This window comes from Marinitenerispora sediminis (assembly GCF_003336425.1).
Taxonomy (GTDB): Bacteria; Actinomycetota; Actinomycetes; order Streptosporangiales; family Streptosporangiaceae; genus Marinitenerispora; species Marinitenerispora sediminis.
The window spans coordinates 1-7,234 of record NZ_QEIO01000203.1; the positions used below are offsets into that span (position 1 = coordinate 1).

General features: G+C 75.1%; 7 protein-coding genes. 3 read left to right on the forward strand and 4 right to left on the reverse strand.

Annotated elements, in window-relative coordinates; all coding sequences use genetic code 11:
- Positions 1 to 555: 555 nt before the first annotated feature.
- A complete protein-coding gene (dhaL, locus tag DEF28_RS24520) occupies positions 556 to 1,188 on the reverse strand; it encodes a dihydroxyacetone kinase subunit DhaL (RefSeq protein WP_114399661.1) in 633 nt (210 codons plus the stop codon).
- 71 nt (positions 1,189 to 1,259) lie between these two features.
- The gene (dhaK, locus tag DEF28_RS24525; protein WP_114399660.1) at positions 1,260 to 2,258 is read right to left on the reverse strand and encodes a dihydroxyacetone kinase subunit DhaK; all 999 of its coding nucleotides are present in this window, start codon (positions 2,256 to 2,258) and stop codon (positions 1,260 to 1,262) included.
- 237 nt (positions 2,259 to 2,495) lie between these two features.
- Between dhaK and dhaM the strand changes: the two genes are divergently transcribed.
- Positions 2,496 to 2,888 carry a dihydroxyacetone kinase phosphoryl donor subunit DhaM gene (gene dhaM / locus DEF28_RS24530; RefSeq protein WP_114399659.1) on the forward strand — a complete coding sequence of 131 codons (393 nt, stop codon included), beginning with the start codon at positions 2,496 to 2,498 and terminating at the stop codon, positions 2,886 to 2,888.
- A 228-nt stretch (positions 2,889 to 3,116) separates the two neighbouring features.
- On the forward strand, positions 3,117 to 4,079 hold the full coding sequence (locus DEF28_RS24535; RefSeq protein WP_233515517.1) for a serine hydrolase: 963 nt from the start codon (positions 3,117 to 3,119) through the stop codon (positions 4,077 to 4,079).
- Between the two features lie 75 nt (positions 4,080 to 4,154).
- Here the strand turns inward: DEF28_RS24535 and lpdA are convergent, their stop codons facing one another.
- Entirely contained in the window at positions 4,155 to 5,558 is a 1,404-nt protein-coding gene (gene lpdA / locus DEF28_RS24540) for a dihydrolipoyl dehydrogenase (protein ID WP_114399657.1), read from the reverse strand.
- A 342-nt stretch (positions 5,559 to 5,900) separates the two neighbouring features.
- Here lpdA and DEF28_RS24545 point away from each other — a divergent pair, with 342 nt between their 5' ends.
- On the forward strand, positions 5,901 to 6,359 hold the full coding sequence (locus DEF28_RS24545) for an SRPBCC family protein (protein ID WP_114399656.1): 459 nt from the start codon (positions 5,901 to 5,903) through the stop codon (positions 6,357 to 6,359).
- A gap of 84 nt (positions 6,360 to 6,443) precedes the next feature.
- Here the strand turns inward: DEF28_RS24545 and DEF28_RS24550 are convergent, their stop codons facing one another.
- A complete protein-coding gene (locus DEF28_RS24550) occupies positions 6,444 to 6,890 on the reverse strand; it encodes a DUF6069 family protein (RefSeq protein WP_114399655.1) in 447 nt (148 codons plus the stop codon).
- Positions 6,891 to 7,234: the final 344 nt, after the last annotated feature.

Consider the following 7,234-nt stretch of genomic DNA (forward strand, 5'->3'; position numbering starts at 1 on the left):
GCAGAGCCCGAGCCCCGCCCGGGCCCGGCGGCGCCGGACTGCCGCGCCTGGCCACGGCCCACCGGTTCCCGGCTCCGACCCTCCACCCGCCACCGGACCGGTTCCGCCGGATCCCCGCCCGGGGCACCTGTTCTGCCACCTGGCACAGCGGTCCGGGTACGGCGGCTCGACGACGCGGGGTAGCTGACCAGCTCCCTCATCCAGGCCCTGGCCCGTCGGGTCGCCTTGGACCGACGGCCTGCGGCTGACCGTCTCCACTCCGCCACCGTGCGCGGCCTCCCGCGAGACCAGGAAACACTCCGCGCGGCCGGCGCGGCCGGGAGGGGCGGATGCCGATCCAGCCCCGACCAGGGGCAGGTTCGCTAGCGGTTCGAGGCGTTCGGCACCGCTCGGCGCGGGGCGCACCTCATCAGGCCCGTCCGCGCGCACGAGGAACCCCGGCACGGCCGTCCGGCTCTCCTACGCCAGTGGACCGAAGCGGCCATCGACACGGTGAAAGGCCGGCCCAGCCGGGTCCCACGGCGGGCGCGCCGGAGCGGGGGCCCGCGCCCGCTCTCAGCCGGCGGGGCGGGCCGCGGCGTCGGCCAGTGCGCGGAACAGCAGGGCGGTGGAGGCGGCGCCGGGGTCCTCGTGGCCGATACTGCGCTCGCCCAGGTAGGAGGCGCGGCCCCGGCGGGCCTGGAGCGGCGCGGTCGCGCGCAGGCCCGCCTCGGCGGCCTCCGCCGCCGCCCGCGCGGCCGTGCCGAGGTCCTCGCCCGCATCGGCCGACGCGCGCAGGGCGTCGACCGCCGGGGCGAAGGCGTCCACCATCGTCTTGTCGCCCACCTGGGCCGAGCCCAGTCGGCACACCGCCGCCAGCCCGTCCGCGAGCGCCGCGGCCAGCCCGGCGGGGTCGGGGCGCTCCCCGGTGAGCCGCTTGCCCGCGGTGCGCAGCGCCGTCCCGTACAGCGGACCGGACGCGCCTCCCACCCGGGAGATGAGCGTGCCGCCCGCCCGGATGAGCACGTCGCCGGCGGTGGCCGCCGGGTAGCCGTCCAGGGCCTGGAGTACGGCGGTGAAGCCGCGGTGCATGTTCGTGCCGTGGTCGGCGTCGCCGATCGCGGAGTCGAGCCGGGTCAGGTGGTCGCGGTTCACCTCGATCGCCGCGGCCGCCGCCCGCAGCCAGGCACGGGCGAGATCGGTCTCCACCGGTCCTCCTTCCGTCGGGGCGTGCGGTGCGGACGACCGTGCGCCGGGCCCGCCCGCGCCCAGGTGGTCCGCTAGCAACCCCAGCGTAGGGCGGGCGTCCGCACCGGCGCGTCCCACAGGGCGAGGAACGGCTCCTCCACCGCGCAGACCGTCACCGAGCACCCCGCCATGTCCAGGCTGGTGACGTAGTCGCCGACGAGGTTGCGGACGATCGTGATCCCGCGGTCGGCCAGCGCCGCGGCGACCTCGCCGTAGACGAGGTAGAGCTCGCTGAGCGGCGTGCCGCCGAGGCCGTTGACCATGACGATCGCCTCGGTCCCGGGCGGGAGCGGGCGGTCGTCCATGACCGCGTGCACCATGTCGGCCGCGATCTCGCGCGCCGGACGCAGTTTCTCCCGGCGCCGCCCCGGTTCGCCGTGGATGCCGACGCCGACCTCGATCTCGTCGTCGGGCAGGTCGAAGCCCGGCCGGCCGGACGCCGGTGTGGTGCACGCGGTCAGCGCGACCGCGAACGACCGCGACGCGGCGTTGACGCGGCGCCCCAGATCCGCGACGGCGGTGAGGTCGGCGCCGCCGGCCGCCGCGGCTCCCGCGATCTTCTCCACGAACACCGTGGCGCCGGTGCCGCGCCGTCCCGCGGTGTAGGTGGAGTCCCGCACCGCGACGTCGTCGTCCACCAGGACGGTCTCCACGGCGATGCCCTCGTCGGCGGCGAGCTCGGCGGCCATCTCGAAGTTCATGACGTCGCCGGTGTAGTTCTTCACCACGAAGACCACCCCGGCCCCGCCGTCGGCCGCGGCGGCCGCGGAGACGATCTGGTCGGGCACCGGCGAGGTGAAGACCTCCCCGGGGCAGGCCGCGTCCAGCATGCCCTCGCCGACGAAGCCGGCGTGCAGCGGTTCGTGCCCCGAGCCGCCCCCCGAGACCACCCCGACCTTCCCGGCCACCGCTCCCGCCGCCCGGGCCACGATGCGGGCGGCCGGGTCGACCCGCAGGTCCGGATGCGCGGCGGCCAGCCCGGCGAGCACCTCCGGGAGGAAGGACTCGGCGCTGTTGAGGAACTTCTTCACGCGGCACTCCCACGGCGGCTCGGCGGACGGACGCGAACCGCGCGGCCCTGGGGCCTCCCGGGCGTGCCGGCGGTGGACGCTGAGAGGGACGCTAGGTGTGTGCTGGATCACTGTCAAGCGTGCGGGGGTCGCGGCGCGGGCCCCCGGCCATGCCGGCCGCGCGGCGCGGGCGGGCGACCGGCCGCACCCCCGCGCCCTCCCGCGGACGGGGCGCGGGCGGCACTACCCTCGGTGGGCATGAGCGCTCCCGTCGGTATCGTCCTCGTCTCCCACAGCGGCCGGCTCGTCGAGGGGCTGGCCGACCTGCTCGGCCAGCTCGCCCCCGCTTCCGTGCCGCTGGCCACCGCCGGCGGTACGGAGGAGGGCGGGCTCGGCACCAGTTACGACCTGGTCGCGGCCGCCGTCCGCGCGGCCGACCGCGGCGCCGGAGTCGCCGTCATCCCCGACCTCGGCAGCGCGGTGCTCACCGCGCGGACCGTCCTGGAGGACCTCGACCGGCCGGACGTGGTGCTCGTCGACGCACCGTTCGTGGAGGGGGCGGTGGCGGCCGCCGTGGCGGCGGCCGCGGGGGTGGACCTGGCCGCCGTCGTCGCCGCGGCCCGCGAGGCGCGGCGGATCGACAAGTTCTGACCCGGCGCCCCGTCCGCGCCGGCGGCGGAGTGTGGCGCGCCGACGGACGGCACGCGCGGAATCGGCCGTTGACCTGCTGGTTTGTTCCGGGTGATCCGTTTACAGTGTTGAGGCGGTCCTTTTCCCGAGCCGATGCCGGTGCGGGAGGTCGGCCTTGCCCGCCGCCGAGAGGACCGCCGTCCGCGCCGTCTACCCGGAACCTGATACATGCCGCACACTGGTAGATGCTTGACCGGGCCGCCCGGCCGCCGGAGAACACCCTCCCGGCTCGTCCGCGCTCTCGCACTCGCGCTGGGGCTGGCCCTCGCCGTCGGGCCGGCCGCGCCCGCCCACGCGGTGCCGGCCCGGCCTGCCGCCGAGGCCGCGGGGGACCCGGCGCGCGCCGACACCGTCGTCTGCGGCTCGGAGCTGCACCCGGCGCTCGCCAAGCGGCTCGGCGCCCGGATCGCCTCCGTGGTCGGCTCGCGCGACGGCGCCGTCGCCGTCGGGGTCTCGGCGTTCGGCGGCGACCTGCTCTGCGGCTACCGCGCCACCCGTGAGTTCGACGCCGCGAGCGTCGGGAAGGTCGTCGTGCTGGGCGCCCTGCTGCGGACGACCATGGACCAGGGCCGCCCGCTGACCCGCGAGGAGCACCGGCTCGCCACCGCCATGATCACCGTCTCCGACAACGACGCCACGGTGCGGCTGCGCGACGAGCTCGGCCGCGCCCGGATCCAGCGTTTCCTGGACCGCGCGGGCCTGACCCGCACCCGGCTGGACCCCGGAGACGCCGTCGGCCTCATGCGGATCACCGCCCTCGACCAGCTGCGGTTGCTGCGGACCCTCACCGAGGGCGACGGTGTGCTCGGCGCCCCGCAGCGGGGCTACGCCCGCCGGCTCATGGCGAGCGTGGCCGAGGACCAGCGCTGGGGCGTGCCGGCCGGAGCACCGCCCGGTGCCCGCGTGTACGTGAAGAACGGCTGGCTGCCGCACGGCGACACCGACGTCTGGCGGGTGAACAGCGTCGGCGCCTTCGACGGCACCCCCGCCGGCCCGTACCGGCTCGTGGTGCTGACCGACGGCAACGCCGGGATGCGCTACGGAATCGACACCGTACAGGCGGTCGCCCGTACCGTGCACACAACGCTCAACACACCGGACGCGCCGGAGCTCGGCGCCACCCGCCCGCGTTCCGCCGACCAGGCGCGCTGACCCCGCGGTCTCCGGCGGACCGGGCCGCAGCGCCGTGGACCGCCCACGCGCCGCCGCGCCCGGCCGCCGGTGCCCTCAGAAGTTGATCATGTGGCCCGCGAGGCCGTGCACGGCCTCCTTCACCGCCTCGCTCAGCGACGGGTGGGCGTGCACGTTGCGGGCGACCTCGTGGACGGTCAGGTCCCACTGCTGCGCCAGGGTGAGTTCCGGCAGCAGCTCCGTGACCTCGGGGCCGATCATGTGCGCGCCGAGAAGTTCGCCGTAGCGGGCGTCGGACAGGATCTTGACGAACCCGCGGGTGTCGCCCAGGCCGTGCGACTTGCCGTTCGCGGTGAACGGGAACTTGGCGACCCGGACGTCGAAGCCGGCCTCGCGCGCCTGCGCCTCCGTGTAACCGAAGCTGGCGATCTGCGGCTGGCAGTAGGTGGCGCGCGGGATCATCCGGACGTCCACTTCCTGGGTCTCGGCGCTGGCGATCGTCTCGGCGGCGATGATCCCCATCGCCTCGGCGGCATGCGCCAGCATCAGCTTGGCCGTGACGTCGCCGATGGCGTAGATGTGCGGCACGCTGGTGCGGCCCCGGGAGTCGGCGTCGATCGCGCGGCGCTCCGTCAGCTTCACGCCGGTGTTCTCCAGCCCGTAGCCGGTGACGTTCGGCGCGAATCCGATGGCCTGCAGCACCGTGTCGGCCTCCAGCGTCCGGGTCTCGCCGCCGCTGGAGGCGACCACCGCGCGGACCCGGTCGCCGGAGTCGTCGATCGACTCCACCCGGGTCGACGTGAGCACCTTGATGCCCAGCCTGCGGTACTGCTTGGCGAGCTCGGCCGAGACCTCCTCGTCCTCCGTGGGCGCCACCCGGTCGAGGAACTCCACGATGGTGACGTCCACGCCGTAGTTCCGCAGGACGTAGCCGAACTCGATCCCGATCGCGCCGGCCCCCACGATGATGACGCTGCCCGGCAGCCGGTCGGCGAGGATCTGCTCCTCGTAGGTGACCACCCGCTCGGAGAGCGCGGTGCCGGGCAGCAGGTTGGCCGAGGCGCCGGTGGCGATGATCGCGTTGTCGAAGGTGACCGTCCTTGTCTCGCCGGAGGCGGTCCGCACCGAGAGGGTGTAGTCGTCGACGAAGGTCCCGCGCCCCGTGTACTCGGTGATCCCGTTCTTCTTCATCAGGAAGTGCACGCCCTTGACCCGGCCGTCGGCCACCTTGCGGCTGCGGCGGTAGGCCGCCCCGTAGTCGAACGTCAGCCCGTCGGCGCCCCCGATGCCGAACGCGTCCGCCTCGTGGGACAGGGTGTAGGCGAGTTCGGCGTTGCGCAGCAGCGCCTTGGACGGGATGCAGCCCACGTTGAGGCAGACCCCGCCCCAGTAGCGCTCCTCGACGACCGCCGTGGTCAGCCCCAGCTGGGCGGCGCGGATCGCGGCGACGTACCCGCCCGGGCCGGCGCCCAGCACCAGCACGTTGTAATGCTCACTCATACCGACTACCCCTACACCCTTCTCGGCTCGTCGCCGCGCGGGCGCACCGGGCCGCGGACGTTCCGCGTCCCGGCCCCGGGCGGCCGCTGTCCTGGTCGCTGTGCGGTCCGGCCGCCGCGCGGCGCTTTCGGCCGGCGGCGGGCGCGGCACCGGGCACTGGCCTCGCGCCCAGTCTCCCCGAGGCCGTCCGGCCGCGGCCCGGCGGGGCCCGCCCCCGGCGGCCCGGAACGAAAAGCCCGGCGGATACGGAGGAATGAGGCCGGGAGAGGTGGGTAGCCGGTTGCTACGCCGCGGAGTACGGACGGCGCCGGCCGTCCGGCGCGACGTAGGAGGGGAGTGAACATGTCCGACGTCACCGAGAGCATCGAGGTCCACGTCCCCGTGCACGTGGCGTACAACCAGTGGACCCAGTTCGAGGACTTCCCGCACTTCATGGAGGGAGTGGTCCACGTCGTCCAGCGCGACGACACCCACCTGGCCTGGACGATCGAGATCGCGGGGCAGCGCCGGGAGTTCGACACCGTCATCACCGAGCAGCTCCCGGACGAGCGGGTCGCGTGGCGGACCATCGACGGAACCACGCACGCCGGTGTGGTGACCTTCCACCGGATCGATGACGAGCGGTCGCGGGTGACCCTCCAGCTGACCACCGTGCCCGAGGGCCTGGTCGAGCAGCTGGGGGACAAGCTCGGCCTGGTGCAGCGGCGCGCGAAGTCCGACCTCAAGCGGTTCAAGGAGTTCATCGAGGCGCGGCGCGTCCCCACCGGCGCCTGGCGCGGCAAGGTCGACCGCCCCGGGTGACGCCGCGCGGCGCGCCCGCGAACGCGGCGCGCCCGTACAGGCCGGCAGCGTGTGCACGGGGCCGCGGCCCCGTGCACACGGCTGTCAGGACAGCGCCCGGCGGCGCACCGCGGCGATGCTCAGCCACACGGCCGGTGCCAGGACCACGTGCATGAGCGCCAGCACGACCCGCGTCGGTGTGTCGGTGTCGAGGAGCAGCGGGCTCACGGCGGACAGCAGCGCCAGGGCTGTGCCCACGATCTGCGCGGTCCGCAGGAAGCCCTTCCAGAGCAGGGACAGCGCCACCGCGGCCGCGAAGCCGAGGGCCAGCGGAAGCGCCGAGGCTAACGCGACGCCCCCCGCGGTGACCCCGACGGTCGCGCCGGAGGGATCCGGGTGCGTCATGGAGGCACCGAGCAGGTGCCCGGCGCCCAGCAGGAGCAGGTTGGCGGCGACGGCGGCGGCGACGCCTACCGCGCCGGCCCGCCACCATGGCGATCCCGGGCGGGCGGACGGCGGCGCGGCGTTCTCGGTGGACGGCTGAACAGACAAGGGTGACCCTCCGGGGGGAAGTACTGACTCCTGTGGTTTCTCGGAGACCAGTGGACAACCTCCAGTTAAATGGAGGTCAAGCCGACCCGACCCGCACCCCGGCACGGGGGCCCGCGAACGGGCGCCGCGCCCCCGCCCATCCTGGAGCGGAGAACGTTCAGGCCCCGGCCGGAGAACCGGTCGGGGCCGCGTTCGGGCTCCCGGATACCGCCTACGCCGGGGCCGGGAGGCAGGCCCGGGGACCGGGGCGGGACGTAGGTCCCGCGTCGGCGGTGCCGTCGCCCCTGGTGACACGGCCGGAGCACGGGATACCCAGAAAGCAGTAGCCGTGGCCGGTGTGGGTC

Coding starts and splice junctions, on each gene's coding strand:
- lpdA (WP_114399657.1), bottom strand. CDS start 5,558: ATGAGTGAGCATTACAACGTGCTGGTGCTGGGCGCCGGCCCGGGCGGG.
- dhaM (WP_114399659.1), top strand. CDS start 2,496: ATGAGCGCTCCCGTCGGTATCGTCCTCGTCTCCCACAGCGGCCGGCTC.
- DEF28_RS24545 (WP_114399656.1), top strand. CDS start 5,901: ATGTCCGACGTCACCGAGAGCATCGAGGTCCACGTCCCCGTGCACGTG.